Genomic DNA, 20,826 nt, shown 5'->3' on the forward strand with positions numbered 1-20,826 from the left:
GACCAACTTATTTTTCGACGAAAGCGCGCTCAATCACATACTCGTGAGGTACACCTGCGCGGGTCTCCTTGAATCCCCAGTCATCGAGGATATTGGTGAGATCCTTCAGCATTGCCGGGCTGCCGCACAGCATAAAGCGATCTTCCTCAACACTCGGCTTGGGCACACCCAGATCGGTGAAAAGCTTTCCGGACAGCATGAGATCAGTCAGGCGGCCAGTATTCCGATAGGGCTCACGGGTCACGGTTGGGTAGTAAAGCAGTTGCTCGCGTACCATCTCGCCAAAGTACTCGTGTTCCGGCAATTCGTTCTCGATCTGCTCCTGGTAAGCCAGCTCAGAAACATAGCGAACACCGTGAGTAAGGATTACCTGGTCAAAACGCTCGTAGACCGTGGGATCTTTGATGATGCTCATGAAAGGTGCCAAGCCAGTACCCGTGGACAGCAACCACAGGCGTTTGCCCGGCAGCAGGTGGTCCGCCACCAGAGTACCGGTGGGTTTTTGGCTCACGTAGATCTCATCGCCCGGCTTAATCTTCTGCAGGCGGGAGGTCAGGGGGCCATCGGGAACCTTGATACTGAAGAATTCCAACTCATCTTCGTAGTTGGCACTAGCAATAGAGTAGGCGCGCAGCAGTGGACGGCCATTGTCCTGCTGCAAACCGATCATCGTGAAATGTCCGTTCTCAAAGCGAAAACCCGAATCCCGGGTGGTCTTGAAGCTAAACAGTGTGTCGTTCCAGTGATGGACTTCCAACACCTTCTCTATATTCAATTTGGACATAAACTTAAAACCGGTTATTCCACGAGTCTCTTGATAGTTGAATTTTAGCCCTAGAAGATCTATTGGCAAAGTGGGATATTTCGATATTCCTTATCTATTTTAACGATCAACTGGAGATATCCCTTTGCGCTACACGCTCCGCCAGTTAGAGGTGTTCCTTGCCTGTGCCCATCACGAAAATGTCAGTCGTGCTGCGGAGAGCCTGAGTATGTCCCAGTCCGCAGCCTCCACAGCGCTGAAAGAGTTTGAACAGCAGTTTGAGTTGCGCCTGTTCGAGCGCACCGGTAAGCGATTGCGTCTCAATGAACTGGGACGGCAATTGTGGCCAAGGGCGGAAGAACTCCTGGAGCGAGCCCAGGAACTTGAGCAGACACTGGCCACTCACCGGGAACTGGGAAGCCTGAAGATCGGAGCCACCCTGACCATTGGCAACTACCTGACTGCCAGCGTGATGGCTCGTTATATGGAAGAGCAGCCCGGTACTCAAGTACAACTGGAAGTTGCCAATACCGCAGCGATTGCCGAGAGGGTGCTCAATTTTGAATTGGACCTGGGATTAATTGAAGGAGAGATCAATCACCCGGATCTGGAAATCATCCCCTGGCGCCATGATGAGCTGGTTGTTTTCTGTGCACCAAACCACCCTTTGGCAGGCCGCAAGCGCCTCGCCGATAAAGACCTGATCAGTGCAACCTGGATCACCCGGGAATCGGGCTCTGGAACGCGACAGACTTTTGAAAGAGCCATGGCAGGGCTATTGCCACAACTACATATCCTATTGGAATTGCAGCATACAGAAGCGATCAAGCGAGCCGTAGAAGCGGGATTGGGAATCAGCTGCCTTTCCCGTGTTTCATTAACTGATGCTTTAAAGCGCGGCTCACTTATTGAGCTACCCGTACCACATAGAGACTTTCATCGAGAGTTTTATTTTGTCCTGCATCGACAAAAATACAGAAGCGCGGGAATTAAGCGATGGATGGAATTATGTGACTCAGCAGGATAAAAAAAGATTAATTATTTGAGAAAATTTGTATTTAAATCATAGAGTTATCTAGCTTTCTTAAAATCAGTAGAATTACACCATTTCAGCCTATAAGCCATATGGGCTAACCCTGAATTTTGCATATGATGAGTTCTCATCCATGTCCATCATCAATTCAAGATCTACTACCCATCTACTTATTTTGGTAAATTACGCAACCTAAGACGACCTCCCCAACTTATAGTTTTATCTATGATTATTTAAGTGGTCTGCTCCTTACTTACAAAGAGATTATATGAAGATTAAAGGAATTTTATTGTTTGGTGCTGTTTTCGGCCTCTCACTATCCGCTTACGGAAATGGCCTGATTTCCATCAATAAAAAAGCCGAATATCACGACGAAGAATTAATTGCATCCAATATAGTTAAAGAGTGTAATAACCTTGGTTATCAATTTTCTAGCTCAACCAAGAAATTTCTTGGTAAACATGGAGTTGCCAGTTCACTAGACCCAGAGTTGGATATTCAATCAGAGGGATACAGTCTTAAATTAACAATTCTCAATGCATATAGCGGAAGATATATTTCAGGTAGCCATCAAAAATCAGTCTCAATTGAGGCTGAACTCTACAAAAACGGCGACTTAATAGATACTCTCAAGACCACCAGAAATTCAAGTGGAGGTTTATTTTATAAATTCAAAAGCTCCTGCAGTGTTCTCGAACGTTGTGTTCACACCCTTGGTAATGATGTAGCCAAGTGGATCTCTAGAAACCATAAAATTTAGCTTCACCCCAATAAGGAAATTTCATGAATTATATTATTAAATCTATATCTATTGCAGCCTTTGCATTAATAGTATCTGGCTGTACAAGTAATCCGGTTATGAATATTGAAAGTAGATTAATTCCCGATCGTCTTGACGGGTCAGCTCAAACTCAAGATTCAATTAAAACATCAATTATTGCAGGATGTATCGCGAGAAACTGGACTTGTCAACAAGTTGCTCCTGGGAAAATATTAGCCACCATTAACGTTCGCAAGCATCATGCTGAAGCAGATATTATATATAACCTTAATAGTTATAGTATCACCTATAAAGACAGCGATATGCTTGACTATAGTGAAAAATATTACACCATTCACAGAAACTACAATCGCTGGGTTAGAAATTTGAATGACGCAATTATAAAAGAACTGTCCATTTGATAGCTTTTATATCCCCAGTAGCTGTGACTACTGGGGAACTATCTTAACTGGAAATCAGATTTTCATGCCCAAATTAATAACAAACGGAATATCTATTCCATCATTGTCACTGAACAGGTTGGCGTTGGAGAAGTGTTTCCAGGAAACCATTAGCACCAGATCTTCTTTCCCTCTCCAGTTAATTCGCGCAGCATATCCAACCTGTGCCTGGAAAGAAAAGTTATTATCCTGACGACGGTTTCCCAATTGGTTGCTGGAAATATAGCTAGGACCCAACGCTCTAACAAAGAAATAAGGTTGCCCCCAACTTCTTTGCCTGGGATATAGATTCAATTGAGGATAGATGGAAAACGCTCTTATACGTTTATTTTCATCAGCATCAGTAGTTAGCTCAGTATAGCTAACACCTATATCAATATGCTGACGGTAACTCTTTTTAAATGTTTTAAAGGAATAATCTATCCCGTAGGTTTTATTATTCTGACTTGAATCAGGTTGCGGGCCACCGCCAAAACTCACTAAGAGTTCATCAGCAGTAACTGGCTGAGCCAAAAGAATTGTCGAAACTACAGCCAGTACCCACTTCATATGCTATCCCTAGGTTAAAGCTCTCTAAGAGAAAAATTAAATACGTCTTTTAAATATTAAAGATGTATTGATTCCGCCAAAGGCAAAATTATTACTCATCACATACTCAGTATCGATGTGCTTTCCACTGCCCTGGATATAATCCAATTCCGCACAGTCAGAATCAACCTCTGCCAAATTAATCGTGGGATGGAACCAACCGTTACGCATCATCTGAATGCTTATCCAAGCCTCCAATGCGCCACAGGCACCCAATGTATGACCGGTATAGCTCTTAAGTGAGCTTATGGGTACTGCACGCCCAAATGCATTACGGGTTGCGTGACTTTCCGCAATATCGCCTCGGTCCGTAGCTGTGCCATGCGCACTGACATAACCTATTTCGCTAGTCTCTACCCCAGCCTGTGCTATTGCCTGCTGCAATGCCACCTGCATAGTTGCCGATTGAGGTTGGGTAACGTGGCTGCCATCAGAGTTGGTTCCAAACCCTACGACCTCTGCATAAATCCTGGCTCCACGGGCAATCGCGTGCTCATACTCTTCCAAGATAAGTGTACCGGCGCCCTCGCCGATAACTAATCCATCCCGGTTGCGGTCGAAGGGACGAGGAGACAATTCAGGGGTGTCGTTCTTTGTTGAAGTCGCATATAAGGTGTCAAAGACCGCAGCCTCAGTTGCACACAACTCCTCTGCACCACCGGCCACCATAATGGTTTGGCTACCATTGCGAATTGCCTCATAGGCATACCCAATCCCCTGGCTTCCAGAGGTACAAGCGGAACTTGTGGTATAAACCCGTCCACACAAACCGAAAAATACCCCAATATTGACCGCCGCCGTATGGGACATCATTTTTATATAACTGGTCGCATTGAGGCCGTCGGTGCGGTGATTTATCAACATATTGCCGAAATCAGCCACTGCTGACGGAGTGCCTGCTGACGAGCCATAGGAGACTCCGACAGCACCACTTTTGAGAATGGGGTCATCCAACAATCCCGCATCCTCAAGCGCAATCTCACTGGCGCGAACCGCCATTAATGAAACGCGCCCCATGCTACGCACACGTTTACGGTTGTAGTGAGCCGGTTTTTCGAAGTCCTTTACCGGCGCGCCCAGTCGGGTTTCAAGCCCCTCATACTTATCCCAGTCTTCCATGTAGGAAATGCCTGAAAGACCGCTCTGTAAAGCCTGACTAACCGAGTCCCAACCCTGGCCGATAGGGGATATTCCGGCCATTCCTGTAACAACCACGCGCTTCATTAGCAGAGACCACCATTTACTGAGATAACTTGACGGGTGATGTAAGCGGCACGTTCGTGCATCAGGAACGCTACAGTTGCCGCCACTTCTTCTGGTTTACCCATTCTGCGGGCAGGCACCATTTTTAAAATTTCTTCAACGGGCAAGTCTTCATCCAACATATCGGTGTCAATGAGGCCCGGAGCAACACAATTCACGGTAATCTTTCGCTTGGCTAACTCCAACGCCAATGCCTTACTCGCACCGATCAAACCCGCTTTGGATGCGGAGTAATTTACCTGGCCGCGATTTCCAGCAATGCCGGATACAGAAGTCATCACGACAATACGGCCGGGCGCACGGCGCCTGACCATTGGCATGGTTAAGGGGTGTAAAACATTGTAGAAACCATCCAGATTGGTGTGTACAACAGAATCCCAATCTTCTGCAGGCATCGCAGGGAAAGCATTGTCAGCAGTAACACCAGCATTGCACACAATGCCGTAGTAGCAGCCATTACTCTCGACATCTTCCAATAAGACATCCCGTGCTTGCTCCCGGTCGGCAATATCAAACTGCAAAATTCTGCTTTTTCGCCCTAACTTAGCAATCTCTTCTGCTGTTTCCTCTGCTTGATCACGGCGGCTGCGGCAATGTAAAACAATATCGTAGCCATCTTCAGCTAACTGAAGTGCAATCGCCCGGCCAATACCACGACTGGAACCGGTAACTAAAACCCACTCTGACATTTAGTTTCTTTCCTTCAAATACTGTTCTACGTTATCCGGCTGATAAACATTAAGCCGCGCGCTCTGCTCGATAGATGAGCCGGTTATCACACACTCAAATGTCGCCATGCCATTTTCAGCCTGGAGAATGCGCTGGACATCAATTGTTAATTCTTCCCCGCAGCGATAACTCTCGATATTTGACAGGAACTTGCGAGTACCCAGTAAAAAACCCAGGCGAACGTCTTTACCCTGTTCTTTTGCATGATATCCGGAGAAGGCTGCGATGGATTGGGCCATATATTCAATGCCCACGTAAGCGGGAACACGACCGTTGCGGGAAAATATTCCATCATCACGAACTCGCAACTTTGCCTGTAGCTGCTCCTCGCCTACAGAGATCACTTCATCGAGGAGTGACATATTTCCACTGTGTGGAACCAGTTCTTCAGCAGTATATTTGTGCATCTATTTTACCTCTGACTGCCCAAGATTACCGAGCAATTACTCCCACCAAAGGCAAAAGAGTTACTCATTACATAGCGCAATTTTCCAGGAGCCTCGTGGCCTTGATACAGGTTCAGTCGCACTATCTCCGGATCATAGTGGCCATCATACTGATGGCGGGGAAATTGATCATATTGTAAGGCAAGCCAACAAAAAGCCGCTTCAAGAGCGCCTGCAGCACCGAGTGTGTGCCCGGTGAGAGGTTTTGTGGAAGAACACGGTAGCTTGCTTCCAAACACTCTTTCAACGGCTAGAGCCTCCATAGAGTCGTTATGTGGCGTTCCCGTACCATGAAGATTCAGGTAATCAATGTCGGCGGTATCCAAGCCAGCATTCTCCAGAGCCCCGCGCATACAGGCTTCCGCACCACGTCCTTCTGGGTCTGGGGCCGACATATGGTGGGCATCAGACGTGGCAGCAACACCGGATAGAACCACAGGACCAGGCTCTTTGCTAAGCACAAACATTGCTCCAGCTTCACCGAGGTTAATACCATCCCGATTAACGCTGAAAGGATTGGTCTGGCCGGCACTAAGTGCCCCCAGGCTATGAAAACCCCGGACTGTCATGCCACAGAGGGAGTCCACACCGCCAACAACAACGGCATCACAAGTACCGGTTGAGATAAGGCGCCGGGCACAGGCAAAAGCATTGGCACTGGACGAGCAAGCTGTGGAGACGGTGAGCTGAACGCCTTGGATTCCCAGGTACTTCGCAACAAAGGTACTTAAACCAGCCATTTGCTGTTGAAGCCGATAATTATATCCGGTCTCTTTCTCACCACTTAAGTAGGCCTCACCTGAGTCTATTCCCGAGGTTGAGGTTCCCATCACAACGCCAATTCGGCCCGCACCATGTTTTTCTATTAGTTCAGCGACTGCACTTTCAATTTGAGTCAGCACAGCCATAGCCAGCTGGTTATTGCGGCAGTGGTAATCTTGCAACGAACTCGGTAAATCAGGCAGCTTCCCGTGTACAATACCCAGATTCCCTCTGTATTGTGGCAAATAGGTTTCATCGACCTGCATATGAGAACTCTCATCACCGAACAAGGAATTAGCTACTGCCTCAGCAGTATTTCCCAGAGTGCAGATGATCCCCATATGATTAAGATAGAAATTTTTCATACTTAGAAATTCCTAATGCTTAACCTATAACCCAGTAGTTTGTGCTCCAGCTCAATTTGGGCCCTCCAAATATCTTTACTGCTATAGCGAGCCACTGAATTCACTTCACCATTGCGTGAGAGTTTTCGCGTGTAAATTCCCTCGACAATAGCCTCGTCCAAATTCCAGCCTACGGGTAATACTTCACGAAGCTGGGCAATTGGCCAGTATACAAACTGGATATCTGCCAGCAATTTCTCTGGTGGCACTCTCTCTGCTCTACTCATGTGGTAATGGGTGCTGACCTCATTACCATCGTATGTAACATCCAGCAGGCTTATCCCTTCAGGGCTGAGAAGAGATAGCTTTAAACTCTCCATAGTGTGGAAAGTAGCCGCCATCAATTCATACTCATCGCCTTGATAGACAATGCGTAAATGTTGATTGAGCTGGCGCGGTCCCTCGCTCAATAACGGGGCCAAAGGCCAACTTTGCAGCTCTTCTTTCCTCCCCCCTGTGGACATACACCCCACCAGAGTAAGAAAGCTCAAAAACAGTATTACTTGGCGGAACATATTTCTACCAGCGTATTCAATCGACGCTCAGCAGCGGCAACAAACGGATTTTTTTTATCCCATGCATAACCAGCCAAGATTGAGCAAATCATGCCTTTTATTTCTTTTTGGTCGGTTTGATAAAAAATTACATCCTGGAAACGACCGTCATACCAAGCTTTGACATAGGTTTTAAAAACTTCCACACCGTGCTTCAGGGGTTCAATAAACTCTTCATCCCAATCAACCGCTTCCCCTGAGAGCTGGCGATGCAGGCACTCAACTGCTAACTCTGAAGATTTCATTGCAATGGTAACACCGGATGAAAATACCGGGTCTAGAAATTCACCGGCATTCCCCAAAAGCGCAAAACCAGGGCCGGCCAGTTTGGTCACATCACTGGAATATCCGCGAATACGTTGTATTTCTGTATCGAATTTGGCATTGCGCAGAGTTTTTGCCAACTCGGGGGCGGAGGCAATAGCCCCTTTCAATATCTGTTCCGGATCCTGCCCCCAGGTCGAAATCTTTTCTTTCTCACCTACAACCCCAATAGAAGCTCTTCCATCTGCAAAGGGAATCAACCAGTACCAAATATCCCGCTCACTGGGATGCACAGTGATTAAGATTTTATCCCGGTCAAAATGGCTATCATCAATATTGTCTTCAACATGTGTAAATACGGATTCTCGAACAGGAAACTCTGACGGACGATCGAGATCAAGTAATCGCGGTAAAACTCTGCCAAAGCCACTGGCATCCAATACAAAGCACGCCTGGAAAACCAGGTTTTCGCCGTCATTCTCGGCAATTAACTTTGCGTTATTCTCAGCAATATCAACTGACACTACAGAATGGCGATAATAGACCTTAACACCCTGGCGCTCTGCTTCATCAGCCAGGATTTTATCAAACTTAGCTCGCTGTACCTGGAAGGTGGTGCCATGCCCAGGGGAGAACTTCTCCCGGAAATCAAATGATGTACGAGCACCATCCCACTCAAAAGCAGCACCATTTTTATATTGAAAGCCCGCTGATTTCACAGCTTCTAACATATCTGCTTTTTCAAGATACTCGATACATTGAGCCAGTAGGCTTTCACCAATAGAAAAGCGAGGAAATTCTTCCCGCTCAACTATCGAAACTTGCCAACCTTTTTTAGCCAATAACGCACCTGCGATAGCTCCGGCAGGACCGGCACCAATAATAACAACGTCAGACTTAATTTCTTTCATTGGCTAATATCCCTTACCCCGTGTACAAAAAAATAAAAATGCCAACAACAAAGTTAATACTGTGCCCACAGCCAGGACTAACCCAAAATTTGCTATCGCCGGTGTGCCAGACAATGCTAACAAACCAAACCCTAAAAAAGTTGTTAACCCAGCCATAGCTATCGCCAGCAGGGTATAATGCTGCTCAGCCTTCCTGCTTGTATGGCTAAATATTGCGTAATCTATACCAATACCAAAGACAAGTAATAAAGCCGCAACATGAAATAAATTAATTGCTGATCCCTGTAAAATCACTATCGCCAGGGTGCCTAGTACTGCGCTGGATGGAAGTGCAACTATACTTAAGGCTTGTTTTATTCCTGTTTTAGTTGCAGTTACCAGAAATACAACAATGAATATTAATGGCAGTAATTGCAGCAACAGATCACGCTGTTGTGACATAACATTAGAGATACTTCTGGTAGTATCAACATAGGTTACTCCAGGCAGTAACTCTAAAGATGACAAATCTTCTTTTAAGCCATAAATACGTACCACAGAATAACAGTGATTATTTTCACAACCCAACCATAGTCCTTTATATTGCCGACCTGCAACTGGCAACCATTCAGAGAAATTAAAGGTATTGAATGCCTGTATTTTAGAACTTAACTGCTGGTTAATATCTTGTTCAGAATAACCCAATTGCTGATAAAAAGACCTGACAGCATCCCCACTGTAAAACTTCGACAATAACTTCCAGTCAGCTTCTTGAACCTCTTTTGGAGGTATCCGGTTAGTTACCCCCTGAAAACCACTAATAATTTCCTTTTCTACTAAATAGCCTAGTTGATTTCTAAGTTCCCATTCTCGTGTTAATACCTGTTGTTCATCTTCACCAAAAACCAAAAAATAACGGGAGTCTGGCCGGGATTTAATCAGAGAATTTAGCTCTATTTCATCTTGTGTAAGAAATTCTGGAGGCTGGTAAAACAGTTTTAGGTCATCATTAAATTGAATTTTCTGAAGCGCCGCAGATCCAAACATCAACAGCCCAACCAATGGAAACAGGTAGTACCTAATATTGAGTTTAGGAAACTGACTGGAAAACGATAAAGGCCTATGCTTAATATTAATCCAGCGTGGGAATAGCAGGATCACAGTCAACCAAGCCCCTATTAAACCACAGCCGACAAAAACCCCTATTTGTTGTAAAAGCGGAAAAGGTGTTAATGCAAGAGAGAAAAATGCCAAGCAGCTTGATATCAAGCCCAGCAATAGCCCAGGTAATATATCCTTATCTTTTGGCTTGCCCAGCCTCAATCTATTACAAATAAAGTGAAATGCGTAGTCAATCGCCAATCCAGAAACCGTTGTACCAAATACAAAAGCCAGTATATGAATTTGGCCCAAAATAATAATAACACCAGATATACCACTGGCCACGCCACATAGAATTGCGAATGTACAGGCTAGTAGAGGTTTTAATGAGCGAAAGACAACAATACATAGACAGCAAATAGCAAGGATCGAAAGGGAGCCAATCAGGCGTATTTCATCCTGTGCCATAGCAGCAGCATACTCTGTATGCAGGGGGGCTCCAGCTACCAGCAGCGAATAACCATTTTTTTGAGCCCATTGCTTTAATTCTGACTGTAAAGAAAGAAGTGATATATCGCTCTCTCCAGTCAAATCAACTGGTGCGGCCAGCGTATAAAGCAGGGTAAAAACTTTATGTCCTTCTGTATGTACCGGAATTCCATCAAAGACTTGTGGAGTAATTCCAATATCTGCGGTAAAGTAATTGCGAAAAGTTGAGAAAGTATCTTTCTCCAAATCAATTCCAGCGCCGTCAGGCCCGTATAATTTACTCAATTGACGCTGTATAAGTTCCTCTGGCGTAACGTCTAATAACGCTCTATCTTCAGGGCTGAGTAGCTGTTGGCGCAGAGGAAAGAGCAGCTCCCACTCCTCTTTATAGCTTTCAGAATCGGCCCAACGATATTCAACAGACTCTAAAGATTTAGCGGCCTTTAGTTTCTGCGCCAACTCTTGGGTATGCATGGCCAGACGTTGTGATTCTTTTCCTTCAGAAACTAAAACCCAAATTAAACTTCCCTGTAATTGCTGACTGACTTTTTTCTGGATGCCAGCACTACTTACCGAGTCGGAGTTATTATCAGCTAATAACAAAATATCTGTTTGTAGCCAGCTGGATTGATAGCGTAATACAGTTATCCCAATAATTACACTAACAAAGGAAAGCCAAATAACAACTCGACGTGACATGAGATTATTTCTGGTTATCTTCTGAGAATTCACTCAGCAGTTGACTGTTATTAGCTTCAACTGAATGTAAATTTAAAATATCTATTTCAGTAATTGCCATGTTGGCTTCAGCTAGTACTATTTTCCGAATCTTTTTGTCTCCCACGACCTCTATCGATTCAATAACCTTTCTAAAAGCCTCTTGCTTGGGAATTAAGTTAATTCTCCATTGCTCTTCTGCAATCTGTGGTCCCACCGTAAAAGTCTGATCCAGTTCGCTAAAATCACCACTGATAATCTTTAATAGAGGATCAGCCACATGATTTCCTACAATATTGCTATTGACCCGATTCCCAGAATCAGCATCATCTAGCTTAAATATTCGATGGGATTCTATTGGATTCTCTATTCGCCAGCTTAATCCTAACTCTTCAGAAATAGCCAGGATGCCTGAAGAAACCAGAGGCCTGGGCAACTGGGGCAGCCTCTTTGTCTGGGAAAAAGTGCCAAGCATCTGTGGAGATGACACAATATTTTTCTCTATCTCCCGCAAAACTGCCTGCTGCTCTGAAGTCAAAGCAGAAGTTACTGTGGAAAATAGAAAGCAAATAAAAAATAAAACCAAACGCTTGGCAGTCATCACTAATTTACCCCCAATTTTTCCAGCAAAATTGGAGGCGATGCAAACAGCATTTCGGCACTGCTTATTTCGACAGCTACCTGTACAGTATGTCCTTTTGTTAAGCGTACACCGGTATCTCTATCTGTTATTGTATAATTGATCTTAAATCGATTTTCATATTCTGAAACCTCAGCGCGAATAACAATCCACTGCTGAAATCGTAAAGGCTTTGCATATCGTACGCGCAAATCTATGACCGGCCAGGCAAAACCTGATTCCTTCATTTGTTGGAAGTTATATTCCAACTGATCAAACAATGCACATCGGGCTATTTCAAAGTACTTTGCATAATGCCCATGCCAAGCTATCTCCATCATATCCACATCGTGGAAAGGAATTTGTAGTTCAACTTGTGCCGTCCATTTTTCAGGGCGCATAGGTTTATTAGTTTTCATATAAGCGCCAATGTCTTTGCTGAATTAACGAAACGAATTTTCTCAATGGCTGTTCAAGCTCTCTATCTTCCTCCAGAAAAGAAAATTCATCTCCTATCTGCCTGATTGTGGTATTAAGAGCGGTAGATAATTTTTCCAAATCCACTCCTCCACTACGAACTCGAAGCTGAATACCCTGCCAAGCAACCATCAGTGCCGCTGCGGTTGTTTGCTCCGTTAACTGTAATACCCTAATACAGTCCCTGGCAGCAATGGTGCCCATACTGACCTTATCCTGGTTATGACACTCCGTTGATCTGGAAAAAACACTTGCGGGCATGGTCTGCTTTAGTGCTTCAGCAGTCCAGGCACTCGCACCAATTTGAACAGCCTTAAAGCCATGGTTAATCGATCTTCGAGGCCCGGTTACACCTGATAGGTTTGCCGGGAGTCCATTATTGAACTTAACGTCTACCAGTTGGGCTATTTGTCGATCCAGTAAGTCAGAGAGGTTTGCTACCGCATTCTTCAGGCTATCCATGGCGAAGGCTATATGCCCACCATAGAAGTGCCCACCATGAAGTACCCTCTCGTTTTCACCATCAATGATCGGGTTATCATTGGCACTGTTTAGTTCGCTATGAATAAACTGCTGGAGCCAGGGCAGAGAGTCCTGTAATACACCCACTACATGGGGAGCGCACCGAAGTGAATAGCGATCCTGCAATCGGTTATTTTGTCTTGGAGCGGCACCAACATTGAGATCGTCATGAATCCACTTTGCAATCTGGTTTTGACCGGGGTGAGGCTTCACAGCAAAAAGCGCGCTATCAAAATGATAGGCATTGCCATCCAACGCAACGCTCATCATGGAGGTAATACGAGCACTCAGCTGTGCTAGATACTCTGCCCGTTTGTAGGCTAAGCACGCCAAGCCAGTCATTGCGGCGGTGCCATTCATTATCGCCAAACCCTCTTTTGGGTATAGCTTTAATGGCTCAATCTGCAATTCATCGAATACCTCAGCAGTATCTCTCTGGTGGCCTCGGTACCAAACTTTGCGCTCCCCGCACAAAACCGCAGCAACATAAGACAGTGGGGTCAAGTCGCCACTGGCTCCCACAGAACCCTCTTGGGGAATTACCGGAATAATGTCTTTCTGAAGTAACAGAACCAATTGCTGCAACAGCCGATATCGGACCCCTGAACTGCCCTTTGCGAGGCTGGCAATCCGGGCAGCAACAATCGCTCTACTCTGCTCAAGAGTAAAGACTTCCCCCATTCCACAACCATGGAAGGTAAATAATCGATGAGGTAACTCTTCCACCAGGTCTGCTGGAATACTTTCGGTACAGGAATCACCATATCCAGTGGTTACTCCGTAGATCACACCTTCCTTCTGCCAAAGGCTATCCAGGAACTCGGCACCGCGATTTATCCTTGCGACAAAGCCGTCTTCATCAGATAGAGAGATATCGCCACGGCCAGCTGCAATGGTGTTTACCTGATCAATAGATAGATCTGTGCCATCAAAGACTATTTGGGTTCGTTGTAGTACTGCTGAATTCATTTTTGCTGATCCCAGAACGGGTAAAAGTTATACCATTGCAAAGGTGCTATATGACAATAGCGTTCCAACCGTCGTGCAAACTCCTCGACAAGAGAGCGAATATGCCCCTCTCTGTCACCGCGTTTCATCACAACGCGATCGCAGAGTTTTTCCATATAAATATCGTATCCGGAAGTACTGCGCAGACAGAAAAGCGTGTACACCGGGCATTTGAGCAGCGCAGCAAGAATATATGGCCCCTGGGGAAAAGGCGCTTTTCGCCCTAGGAATTCTGCCTCGCAGGTGCGCCCCATAGAGTTAATAGGTGTTCTATCACCGACAATAACAACCAGCTCCCCAGCCTCAACAGCCTCGGAGAGTCGCATCGCTAGAGCGGGAGTCACTTCTGTTACCTGGATAAGCCGTACTTGACTCAAGGGATTGAGCATCTTCATCATGCGATTAAATTTCACCGCATGCTTTGTATGCACTAACACGTTTACCCGTACCTTTGTCAGGCTGCCAAGCGCTCTGCAAACCTCCAGGTTCCCGAGATGAGAGCCAATTATTAATCCACCTTGGCCACTAGCCGCCAACTGGTGAAGACCCGCTCTTTTTGGGAAATTTACCTGACTATCCGGGATACCCACAAACCAGGCTTCAAGCTTTTCTCTAGCGCTGTTAGCAAAATTAAGGAAAATTCTAAATCCGGTTTTCCAATTCGGTTCTATACCGCTAGATGGGTAGCGTTTGGCGAATAATTCCAAGTACTCACGGATCGAATTGCGGCCACTCTGATTTTTTAGGTAATAGCATAAAACTACCGGGTATACCGCAACTTTAAAGGCAATCGGACCCAACCAGTGATGCAACCAGAATAAGAACTTGATACCCAGGAAAAAGCCTTGTTCCCGGTATTTTGACCAGTGTAAATTACTCACGCTTTTCGCCCTACTGTCGAAATACGCAGAGTTCTGGCTAACATGCCAAAAAATAGACGGGTGTGCATTGCCGATATAAGGAAGTTATCCTCAAATCCCCGGAAATGGGAAACGCCATCTATTGGGTAGCTCACATTAACAGGTACCTGGCAGAGACCGCCTTTGCTCCAATACCACCGTACCAAGATCTCTGGATCAAAATCCATACGATCACCGGTATATTCGTTATCTAACAAATCTACAGTTCGAGATAAGGGATAACAACGCAGCCCACACATGGAATCCTTAATCTCCAGAGAAAGAGTATTAATCCAGATCCATACATGAGTTAGATAGCGTCCCCACAAACGAACTTTAGGTACTGATTTATCGTATTGCGGATAGCCACAAATCAGTGAATCAGGGCACTTTCTGCTTTTCTCTAGGAATTGAGGTATGTCAGCGGGGCTGTGTTGACCATCGGCATCGACTTGAATTCCATGACTATATCCAAGCTCTTTCGCAGCTCGCAGACCACTTTTTACCGCGGCACCTTTTCCACCATTAGCCTGGCGAACAACCAAGTGAACCCGGGAACCGTAGCTCTGCTCTAAGCGTTGTAGTTCATTTCTACAGGGTTCATCACAGCCATCATCTACCAGAATGTAAGGCAGGTTAAAGTCATCCAGAGATGCCAGCGTCTCTGCGATCGCCCCCTCATGATTATAAACGGGTATTACAAAACAAAAGTTAGACATGGCTGAAGCACAACCTACCACTGCTATATTCTATATTGCCATCTTGAGTGTTCCGAAAAGAATAATTTAATTTGTTCTTTTCCTGGCTGAACTCCAAAGATAAAGTGACAGCATCACCGGGCATCATTAACTGCTTAAATTTAATCACTTCCATTTGGGTAAACGTACTGCCGGCTTTTACAAGTGGGCGGCCAAAATGCATAGCCCAATCCAGCTGTACCACCCCCGGCACTACCGGTGAGCCTTCAAAATGACCATCCAAGCAAGGCAAATCGTCATTAACCGTAAAATTCACTTGACAAGTATTATCTAATATTTCGCTGCTAATAATCTGTGGCACCATTGCTGCCGGAATTTCATCAAAAAGTTGCATTAGCAGGTCTCTCGTTATTTTTCCCTGTAAGTTAGTGGGAATTTCATCAACAAAACGCCAAGAACGTGGCACAGCCACGCCATCAAGATCCTTGGCCAGGGTTTCTCTAAGTTTACGAACAAGAGAAGCCTTTCCTTTCTTTTGCAATAGTTCTTTCCCGGATTCCGTTAGTGTGGCAACAGCGGCAACTATTTTTCTTTTACGCTCCAGGACAAGTGCATTGGCTTTTACAATATATGAGCTACCAACTAGTAGGGACTCAACTTGTGTAAGAGAAATTCTTTTCTCTTCAATCTTAATAATGCGATCAGCCCGCCCCTTAAGTTCGAACATACCGTTTGTATTTATTTGTACTTTGTCCTGACAAATAAACGCCTTGGGTAACCACGGAGAAGAGACTTTGAGTAACCCATCGCTGTTTTTTGCAATGTTCACTCCTTTTAGTGGACTCCAACTTTTCTGACGCAATTGATTACGCCAGGCAATCCCCCCGGTTTCAGTGCTTCCATAGACCTCTATGGGCTGGATTCCACACAACTGATCAATCGCCTTTGCATCTCTTTCCAGTAAAGGCCCCCCAGAAGAAAAGATATCCACTAAGGACTTTCCTAACTCCCATGGCCAGGAAGAAATACGGCGGCTTAACTGTGCAGGGCTTGCAACCCACACGGCAGGCCCCCATTTCTGGGCGTCTTGGAGTAATCCCACAATATCCACATAAGTCTTACTAACAAATCGACGCCCGCTGGCTAGCGGCCACAGTAATTTAAACAGTAAGCCATATATATGCTGGTGGCTTACTGTTGCCAAAGTAGTTGTATTAACCACCCGGGATGACCACTTCAGATTATGGGCCTTAACCTCATTGAGCAATTGATATAAGGTTTTATCAACGGTTTGTGGTTCACCACTGGTTCCTGATGTGAATAATTGAATACCAGCATCAAAATAACTGGGAACAGATAGCTCTTCGCTATATTGATCCGGAATATTTATAGTAAATGCCGAGCTGTCTTCCCAGCTGCCCAGTAATAGGGTTTGCTCACCCAGTTTTTGCTGAGTAAATCGCTTGTTATTTGCCGGAATAACAACAACTTCACAACAAGACATAGCGGCAAAAAAAAGTAAACTAAACTCGTAACTATCTTCACAGAAAATGGCAGCTTTTTTGATCCCAGCTTCGTTTAGGGATTTTTTTAGCTTTCGCTCAACAAATGCCAATTCACGCTTAAATTGTGCGAATGAAATTTCCCCACGACTTGAATAGCTAACTACTGCTTGGTCATTCGAGTAACCAAACACCTGTTCAAACTGTACTTTGTCCACGACCTTAACTCACACCTTATTTTGGACGCGACGACGCAGTAGCCATTCACCACCCATCATAATTCCCATTAGCACATATGAAACAAGGCCATTGTAAAGAGTCCAGACTTTCATATCGCCGTTTAAAACAGTTGCCAGTGCGAGGCTTCCATTAATTAAAAAGAATAGACACCATGCCTTGGTAACCTTTCGTGTATATAGGACACCTTCAGCTGGTAAATCTGGAGTCGTAAGGCGAGCAAGCCGTTCTACTAATGTTTGCGGTTGACTCAAACTGTAAAAAAACAGTGAAAATAGAATCAGATTACAAAGTACTGGATACCAAAGAAGTCCGTTTGAGTCGCCCCTTAACCAGGAAACCCCAACAACAAAAGCCAAGGCCACAGCCATTAACTTGGTGCCAATCGCCTTATTCGCGCCGCCAAACAATACCCTTAAAACCGCAACTATCAACAGCAGTAACAGAATACTACTTAAAGACAAGTATTCTATGCCAAAGTAAATTGCCATAGGGTACAGTGTCAGAATAATGACCAATATTAGCTGCGCGAATCGACTCACTTCTCTGCCATTACCTTTTCAATTGCACCAACTACATCTCCAACAGTTCTTACACTTTTGAACTCTTCAGGTGCAATTTTCTTTCCTGTTACTTCTTTCAAGCGAACAATTAGGTCCACAGCATCAATACTATCTATATCAAGATCATCAGAGAGGTGGGCTTCTTCTTTTACATCTGCCTCATCGACCTCAAACATCTCAACCAGAATTTCGGTCAATTTTGGTAAAATTTCTTCTCTGCTATTCAACATAAATACCTCTATTATGCGCGGCGGCTGCTGACAAAATTTGCCAGGCTATTCACATTAGCAAAATGCGATTTTGTATCTTCGCTTTCTGCATCTATTGATATGTTGTATTTTTTTTGCAGAGCAAGACCTAACTCTAGTGCATCAATAGAATCCAGCCCCAAGCCCTCTCCAAAAAGGGGCTCATCTGCTACGATTTCTTCTGGAGTAATATCTTCCAGATTTAATACATCAATAATCAGAACTTTAAGCTCTTCAACTAACTCTTTCACGCAGCACACTCCTCGGTAAAAAATGCTTTTAATTCTTGAGTAACCTCTCGGGCTACTTGTGGTGTTTCATCTTTTTCTTTTACTTGAATAAAACTCTCTGATTCATTCACATCGAATTGAAAATGTGGTCGACTCAGAGGAATACTGTACCAAGGAATATTTTTCATCAGCATCGGTGGATTACACCGTATTGTTACCAGAGTTGGGGTCACCCCGGAGCGTAACGCCATGTAGGCTGCCCCACGCTGAAACCTAAACGGTTGTCCTGGTACAGAGCGAGTTCCCTCTGGAAAGAGAACTACTGATTCCCCTTTTTGTAGTGATATCGAAGCCAGTTCGATAATCTGTTCCGGGTCATCATTAGGTATATAGCCTGCAGTCATTACTGCGCCGCGCATAAACGGGTTTCTAAATAAACTGGCTTTTACAATACAGTTGGCATTCGGTATTCGGGATATTAGAAATACCACATCAATAAGCGATGGATGATTTGCCAATATCAATTGGCCTGGTTTAGCTAACTTTTGTTCATCACGAAATTGATAGGTGTAGATTCCCGTGATATGCATAAAGCCAATAAACAATCGAAAAGCGTTGTGGATACACAAACGAGCCTTGCATTTTCGAACTTCTGCGTCCCGATAGATCACCTTTAATGGTGGGAACAGAACAAACCGCAGTATCAATCCACCGATACCGAACAGGCTAAATGCTATCGCCGTAGCGACCAACCTTAGCCAATACTTGTCTTTTTTCTTTGCCGGCAATAAGTTAACTGGCATTGATCTGTAGCTCCCATCTCTCTGAAACAGGTATACGCCCCTCGCGATCAATCAAAGATCTAATCAACGGAAGCTGGTAATCAGGCTCTGCAAATACTGACTCAGCTCCCGCACATTCACTGGCAGTTAACGATAGTTTTATATCTGTATCACTAGATTTATGTTTCGCCAAGCGCATAGCCGTTGCGCAAATATATGTTGAGCTCTCAGCGCTGGGATAGTAAATCTCAGGTAGTGTTTCTTCACAGAACACTAAAAGCAATTCCTCAGCACCCTCTTGGAGTAGACCAGCAGCCTCTATAAAACCCGACTGCATAGGAAAATCCCCCCCAGCTAAAGCAAGTGCTGGAGACCTGGTTTTACAGGCAATAGAGAACTGTCCTGCAATTGCGTTGTGTACAGAAAGTCCAAATGCAGTTGGCGATAGGTCTTCACTTGCTGCAACGCCTTGTAACAAGGAATAAGTCCTCATTGCTTCGCCATGCACTGAGCAAAGCAGTAAAGGAATATCTTCCTGCTCTAATAGCGGAAAAGCGGTATTAAAAACGGCTTTAGCCAGCGGACTCAACCGACGGCGCTGCATTGCAGGAAGAAAAGACACATCCGCCTGGCTATTTCCACCAAGCTGCTTTTCTCCTCTACGCCAACCCTGCCAATCCGATTGATCTGATATTCCCGAGCACCATGCTCGCCAATTACTGACAACAAATTCCATAACCAAACATTAATTCTGGAGCAGAGCTCCATCCCCCAAAATCAAAAAGCTGAAGCTGGCCTTTCCCACCATTATTTTTAGTTGGCTAATAGGTATTGCGCGACCAGAGACAGGGCGGGAATGGTACACAAAATGACCAATAGCCGCCAGTAAAAGCGCTGAATTATAGGTCGATGCGCGGCCTTAGATTACAGTGAAATACACGGGCTTTTCCGGCCACTTATTCTCTCGTACTATGGTACACATTTGCCATGGGAAACTTGTATTGCACAGCCCCCCAGCCGTTAAAGTGAAGGTTTTTTAAGTCGACCAGATTCCATCGCTTCCAAAGGGAACAAATTCTTAGGGGTTATCAAATGCCTTACTTTACCTGCTCTTCCTTCAATAGCTGGTCAGGAAACTGGCAGGGAGATTCCATTCACCTGCTGGGAAGCACTGAGCTCTCACGGCTGGAGAAAATACACAGTATTAAACGCCGAGCCCAGTTCCTGGCCGGGCGAATATTACTGCGCACTTTAATTGCGGAGCAATACGAGTATTCACCTTGGGAAATTACAGTTGAGGCTGAAGCACCGACCATTGCTATGGTTAGAGGAAAACCCCTTTGTCATATTTCCATAAGCCATTCCGATGACTTTGTTGCCGTAGCAATAGCGGAAACTCCAGTAGGTATTGATTGCGAAAATGAGTCCCACCAAAGGAATTGGTTGGCCATGGCTAAGCAATACTTCCACAAGGCGGAGATAACCGAACTAAACTCGCTCCCAACATCGCAAGTAGCTGCTTGTTTCCTCACTAAATGGACCGCCAAAGAAGCATTAGCTAAATGTTCTGGTGTCGATTTGGGGCAGCTGCTGGCCTCAGCTCCTGTAATTAACCGACCTCAGCAATTGAACCATCCGTACAAGAATTACCTATTGTGGACAGGACAGCCGAAGCCTGGAGCCTACCTAAGCCTTGCGGTTAAACACAATCAAGCCACCTCTGTCGTAAACCCAATAGGCACATTTAGAGCTAGCCACTGCGGGAGAACAAGCGATAGTACTATCCTGAAGCCAATCAATGGTTTCAGTTAGGGTTG

Annotated in this window: 24 protein-coding genes; 4 read left to right on the forward strand and 20 right to left on the reverse strand. The window is 45.0% G+C overall.

Going from position 1 to position 20,826, the window contains the following annotated elements:
• Positions 1–7: 7 nt before the first annotated feature.
• Positions 8–784, reverse strand: a complete 777-nt coding sequence (locus ACJJIR_RS21165) for a ferredoxin--NADP reductase (protein WP_413663957.1) — start codon at positions 782–784, stop codon at positions 8–10.
• 124 nt (positions 785–908) lie between these two features.
• On the opposite strand from ACJJIR_RS21165, the gene ACJJIR_RS21170 reads away from it, so the two are divergent.
• From ACJJIR_RS21170 to ACJJIR_RS21180, 3 genes are all read left to right on the forward strand, one after another.
• Entirely contained in the window at positions 909–1,790 is an 882-nt protein-coding gene (locus ACJJIR_RS21170) for a LysR family transcriptional regulator (RefSeq protein ID WP_444906729.1), read from the forward strand.
• 274 nt (positions 1,791–2,064) lie between these two features.
• Positions 2,065–2,556 carry a hypothetical protein gene (locus ACJJIR_RS21175; protein ID WP_444906730.1) on the forward strand — a complete coding sequence of 164 codons (492 nt, stop codon included), beginning with the start codon at positions 2,065–2,067 and terminating at the stop codon, positions 2,554–2,556.
• 23 nt (positions 2,557–2,579) lie between these two features.
• Positions 2,580–2,978, forward strand: coding sequence for an ApeA family protein (locus ACJJIR_RS21180; protein ID WP_282930469.1), 399 nt, complete (start codon positions 2,580–2,582; stop codon positions 2,976–2,978).
• Between the two features lie 54 nt (positions 2,979–3,032).
• Here ACJJIR_RS21180 and ACJJIR_RS21185 read toward each other — a convergent pair whose 3' ends face one another.
• From ACJJIR_RS21185 to ACJJIR_RS21275, 19 genes are read right to left on the reverse strand one after another with little or no spacing between them, the layout of a single operon-like run.
• A complete protein-coding gene (locus tag ACJJIR_RS21185) occupies positions 3,033–3,566 on the reverse strand; it encodes an acyloxyacyl hydrolase (protein ID WP_444906731.1) in 534 nt (177 codons plus the stop codon).
• 36 nt (positions 3,567–3,602) lie between these two features.
• The gene (locus ACJJIR_RS21190) at positions 3,603–4,829 is read right to left on the reverse strand and encodes a beta-ketoacyl-ACP synthase (protein WP_444906732.1); all 1,227 of its coding nucleotides are present in this window, start codon (positions 4,827–4,829) and stop codon (positions 3,603–3,605) included.
• Positions 4,829–5,557: a 3-oxoacyl-ACP reductase FabG gene (gene fabG / locus ACJJIR_RS21195; protein WP_282930472.1), complete on the reverse strand. Its 729-nt coding sequence runs from the start codon at positions 5,555–5,557 to the stop codon at positions 4,829–4,831. The genes ACJJIR_RS21190 and fabG overlap by 1 nt, the downstream gene beginning before the upstream one ends.
• Positions 5,558–6,004: a hotdog family protein gene (locus ACJJIR_RS21200; RefSeq protein WP_413663951.1), complete on the reverse strand. Its 447-nt coding sequence runs from the start codon at positions 6,002–6,004 to the stop codon at positions 5,558–5,560.
• Positions 6,005–6,009: 5 nt separating this feature from the next.
• A complete protein-coding gene (locus ACJJIR_RS21205) occupies positions 6,010–7,170 on the reverse strand; it encodes a beta-ketoacyl-ACP synthase (protein ID WP_444906733.1) in 1,161 nt (386 codons plus the stop codon).
• 2 nt (positions 7,171–7,172) lie between these two features.
• Positions 7,173–7,673 (reverse strand): ApeN family LolB-like membrane protein, encoded by a 501-nt coding sequence (locus ACJJIR_RS21210; RefSeq protein WP_444906734.1) that lies wholly within the window; start codon positions 7,671–7,673, stop codon positions 7,173–7,175.
• 35 nt (positions 7,674–7,708) lie between these two features.
• Positions 7,709–8,938 (reverse strand): NAD(P)/FAD-dependent oxidoreductase, encoded by a 1,230-nt coding sequence (locus ACJJIR_RS21215; protein WP_444906735.1) that lies wholly within the window; start codon positions 8,936–8,938, stop codon positions 7,709–7,711.
• Positions 8,939–8,941: 3 nt separating this feature from the next.
• Entirely contained in the window at positions 8,942–11,206 is a 2,265-nt protein-coding gene (locus ACJJIR_RS21220; protein WP_444906736.1) for an MMPL family transporter, read from the reverse strand.
• Between the two features lie 4 nt (positions 11,207–11,210).
• Positions 11,211–11,828, reverse strand: a complete 618-nt coding sequence (locus tag ACJJIR_RS21225) for a LolA family protein (RefSeq protein WP_444906737.1) — start codon at positions 11,826–11,828, stop codon at positions 11,211–11,213.
• Positions 11,828–12,262, reverse strand: coding sequence for an acyl-CoA thioesterase (locus ACJJIR_RS21230; RefSeq protein ID WP_444906738.1), 435 nt, complete (start codon positions 12,260–12,262; stop codon positions 11,828–11,830). The genes ACJJIR_RS21225 and ACJJIR_RS21230 overlap by 1 nt, the downstream gene beginning before the upstream one ends.
• Positions 12,252–13,811 (reverse strand): HAL/PAL/TAL family ammonia-lyase, encoded by a 1,560-nt coding sequence (locus ACJJIR_RS21235; RefSeq protein WP_444906739.1) that lies wholly within the window; start codon positions 13,809–13,811, stop codon positions 12,252–12,254. The genes ACJJIR_RS21230 and ACJJIR_RS21235 overlap by 11 nt, the downstream gene beginning before the upstream one ends.
• Positions 13,808–14,731 (reverse strand): lysophospholipid acyltransferase family protein, encoded by a 924-nt coding sequence (locus ACJJIR_RS21240; protein WP_157953838.1) that lies wholly within the window; start codon positions 14,729–14,731, stop codon positions 13,808–13,810. The genes ACJJIR_RS21235 and ACJJIR_RS21240 overlap by 4 nt, the downstream gene beginning before the upstream one ends.
• Positions 14,728–15,468, reverse strand: coding sequence for a glycosyltransferase family 2 protein (locus ACJJIR_RS21245; RefSeq protein WP_444906740.1), 741 nt, complete (start codon positions 15,466–15,468; stop codon positions 14,728–14,730). Before ACJJIR_RS21245 ends, ACJJIR_RS21240 begins: the two co-directional genes overlap by 4 nt.
• Entirely contained in the window at positions 15,461–17,167 is a 1,707-nt protein-coding gene (locus ACJJIR_RS21250) for an ApeI family dehydratase (RefSeq protein WP_444906741.1), read from the reverse strand. The genes ACJJIR_RS21245 and ACJJIR_RS21250 overlap by 8 nt, the downstream gene beginning before the upstream one ends.
• Before the next feature lie 9 nt (positions 17,168–17,176).
• Entirely contained in the window at positions 17,177–17,704 is a 528-nt protein-coding gene (locus ACJJIR_RS21255) for a COG4648 family protein (RefSeq protein ID WP_444906742.1), read from the reverse strand.
• 20 nt (positions 17,705–17,724) lie between these two features.
• Positions 17,725–17,979, reverse strand: coding sequence for an acyl carrier protein (locus ACJJIR_RS21260; protein WP_413663941.1), 255 nt, complete (start codon positions 17,977–17,979; stop codon positions 17,725–17,727).
• Positions 17,980–17,990: 11 nt separating this feature from the next.
• The gene (locus tag ACJJIR_RS21265) at positions 17,991–18,248 is read right to left on the reverse strand and encodes an ApeE family acyl carrier protein (RefSeq protein WP_444906743.1); all 258 of its coding nucleotides are present in this window, start codon (positions 18,246–18,248) and stop codon (positions 17,991–17,993) included.
• Positions 18,245–19,030, reverse strand: coding sequence for a lysophospholipid acyltransferase family protein (locus ACJJIR_RS21270; protein WP_444906744.1), 786 nt, complete (start codon positions 19,028–19,030; stop codon positions 18,245–18,247). The genes ACJJIR_RS21265 and ACJJIR_RS21270 overlap by 4 nt, the downstream gene beginning before the upstream one ends.
• Complete coding sequence (locus ACJJIR_RS21275; RefSeq protein ID WP_444906745.1) at positions 19,020–19,745, reverse strand: beta-ketoacyl synthase chain length factor; 726 nt, start codon at positions 19,743–19,745, stop codon at positions 19,020–19,022. The genes ACJJIR_RS21270 and ACJJIR_RS21275 overlap by 11 nt, the downstream gene beginning before the upstream one ends.
• A 356-nt stretch (positions 19,746–20,101) precedes the next feature.
• Here ACJJIR_RS21275 and ACJJIR_RS21280 point away from each other — a divergent pair, with 356 nt between their 5' ends.
• A complete protein-coding gene (locus tag ACJJIR_RS21280; RefSeq protein WP_444906746.1) occupies positions 20,102–20,821 on the forward strand; it encodes a 4'-phosphopantetheinyl transferase family protein in 720 nt (239 codons plus the stop codon).
• The last annotated feature ends 5 nt before the right edge of the window (positions 20,822–20,826 follow it).

The sequence above is a fragment of the Microbulbifer maximicatervae (SeqCode) genome (genome assembly GCF_052467385.1).